The following is a 2592-nucleotide window of genomic DNA, read 5'->3' on the forward strand; positions in this document are numbered from 1 at the left end:
CCACCGGCCCCCTCCCCGCGCTTCCGCACGCCGTCGGGGCCGGAGCCGAGGCGCTGCGGGCCGACGCCCAGCGGCAGACGCACGCCGCACCCGTGGCCGCCCGAGAACGTGGCCGGGAGGCGGCCGTCCCGCAGCGTCACGGCGCCGGTTACCGGGGTCCCGCCACCCGGCTCGACGCCGAGCGGGCGCGGCAGACGCGGATCGCCCTCGTCGGGGCCGTCACCGAGCGGTGGGCGCCCGAGCAGGCCGGTCCCGTGCACGAGAACTGGCGCCTCGCACCGCCGATCGGCCCCGCCACCGATCTGTGGGCGCTCGGCGCCCTGCTCTTCCGGGCCGTGCAGGGGCACGCGCCCTACCCGGAGGAGAACGCCGTCGAGCTGGTCCAGATGGTGTGCGGCGAGCCGCCCGCGTTCGCGGAGGAGTGCGGCCCGCTGCGGCCGGTCGTCGAGTCGCTGCTGCGCCAGGACCCCACCGAGCGGCCCGACTTCGAGGAGCTGCGCGGCTGGCTGCGCTCGATCGTGCGGTCCGCGCCCGAGCCGGACGTGGGCACCCAGGTCGTCCCGCTGCCCCCGGCCGACGCGACCCGGCTGCCGATCGTGCGCCGCCGCGGCGAGCTCGTCCGGCGCCGCCGCGGGGCCTTCGGCGAGCACGGCCGCCACCGCCAGCAGCGCCGTGCGCAGCCCCGCAGGGCCGAGCGGCGCCCCGCGGCGGAGGTACTTCAGGAGCCGCGCCGCGCCCCGTCCCGTACGCCCAAGTCCCGCCCGGCCGAGGCGCCTGCGCGCGCGCCCCGCTCGCTCGGCCGGACCCTCGTCCTGCTCGTCCTGCTGCTCCTGGCGGCGGCGCTCGCGTACGCCGTGTTCTTCATGCCCGAGTCAGGGACGAAGGACGGGAGCGACAACGGAGGCGCCCCGCCAGCCCGTACGGGCACCAGCGCGCCGCCGAGCACCCCCGCGACCGGCGAGGCCCCCCGCAGCGGTACGCCCTCGGCGCCCCGGACGCAGACCACCGCGCCCGGCGGGCAGCCGCCCGCCAAGGGCTATGTCCTGCGCACCGACCCGGAGGGCTTCCGGACGGCGGTCGACCCCTCCTTCCAGCGACGGCCCATCAACGACGCCGGACAAGTCCGTTATGTCGGCGGCGACTTCACCCTGCTGGTGGTGCCCGGCCGGGACGCGGTCAAGGACGTCGGCGCGGATCCACTGACGTACCAGCGGGACAAGGAGCGCGAGCTCCAGCCGTTCCGGGACTCGGCCTGGGCCACCGCCACGGGTCTGCGCCGTGTCGACGTCGGTCAGAAGGTCACCGCCGAGGGGCAGTTCACCTGGCGGGACAGTACGGGCCGTACGGTTTACGTCCGCAACCAAGTAATGATCATCAATGGCCGGTACCACCTGGTCGTGGTCATCGGCCCGGAGCCCCAGCGGGACAAGGTGAGCGAGATCTACGCGCAGGCCACGGCCGCCTACAGCGCCACTCGTTGAGGCTTCACCGGTTGCCTCAGACACATACCTCTTGGTAGGTGGCGCACAAGGTGCCCCCGAGGTTCCCTGGCCGGAATCCGCTCCGTAACCTTGCCCCTTAAGAACCGGCCGGGCGGGGGACGTGGAACAGAACCAGAGCAAGAGCGGCAAGGGCGCGGAAGCGGTGGCGAAAGGGCTGCTGCTGGCCGGGCGCTACCGCCTGGGCGACACCATCGGCCGCGGTGGCATGGGCAAGGTCTGGCGCGCCCAGGACGAGCTCCTGCACCGCACGGTGGCCGTCAAGGAACTGACGGCCGCGCTGTACGTGGCGGAGGCCGACCGTGTCGTGCTGCACGCGCGTACGCAGAAGGAGGCGCGGGCCGCCGCCCGGATCACCCACCCCGGCGTGGTCACCGTCCATGACGTGCTCGACCACGACAACCGCCCCTGGATCGTGATGCAGTACGTCGACGGGCCCTCGCTCGCCGACGCCGTGAAGGCCTCCGAGACCGGGCGGATCGAGGCCCGCGAGGCGGCCCGCATCGGACTGCACGTCCTGGGCGCCCTGCGTGCCGCGCACGCCGCGGGCGTGCTCCACCGCGACGTCAAGCCCGGCAACGTCCTGCTCGCCCGCGACTCGCGCGTCCTGCTCACCGACTTCGGGATAGCCGCCATCGAGGGCGACTCCACGATCACCCGGACCGGTGAACTGGTCGGCTCCATCGACTATCTGGCGCCCGAGCGGGTACGGGGAGGACAGCCCGGTCCCGCCTCCGACCTGTGGTCCCTCGGCGCCACGCTCTACACCGCGGTCCAGGGCGGCTCGCCCTTCCGCCGCTCCTCACCCATCTCCACCATGCAGGCGGTCGTGAACGAGGAGCCGGAGCCCGCCACCCACGCCGGCGCGCTCGCCCCGGTGATCACGGCTCTGCTGCGCAAGGACCCCGACGAGCGCCCCTCGGCCGAGGAGGCCGAGCGGATGTTCCTGGAGGCGATGGAGGGGCGCGAGCCGAAGGCCGCGCACGAGTACGTGCCGACCCGTCAGGTCTCCGAGGCGGAGCTGCGGGCGGCCACCGCCCCCGCGGGCTCCTCCGGCACGGTCCGCGCGCCCGTCCCCGAAGCGGTCACGCCC

1 protein-coding gene and 1 pseudogene are annotated in these 2592 nt (G+C 74.7%); both read left to right on the forward strand.

Going from position 1 to position 2592, the window contains the following annotated elements; genetic code table 11:
* Positions 1 to 1481, forward strand: a pseudogene (locus ACJA3G_RS34845) (serine/threonine protein kinase); the annotation flags it as partial.
* Positions 1482 to 1707: 226 nt separating this feature from the next.
* Positions 1708 to 2592, forward strand: an 885-nt coding sequence (locus ACJA3G_RS34850; protein WP_406557035.1) for a serine/threonine-protein kinase, incomplete at its 3' end; no start/stop codon positions are given.

The sequence above is a fragment of the Streptomyces sp. YS-3 genome, assembly GCF_045257485.1.
Taxonomy (GTDB): Bacteria; Actinomycetota; Actinomycetes; order Streptomycetales; family Streptomycetaceae; genus Streptomyces.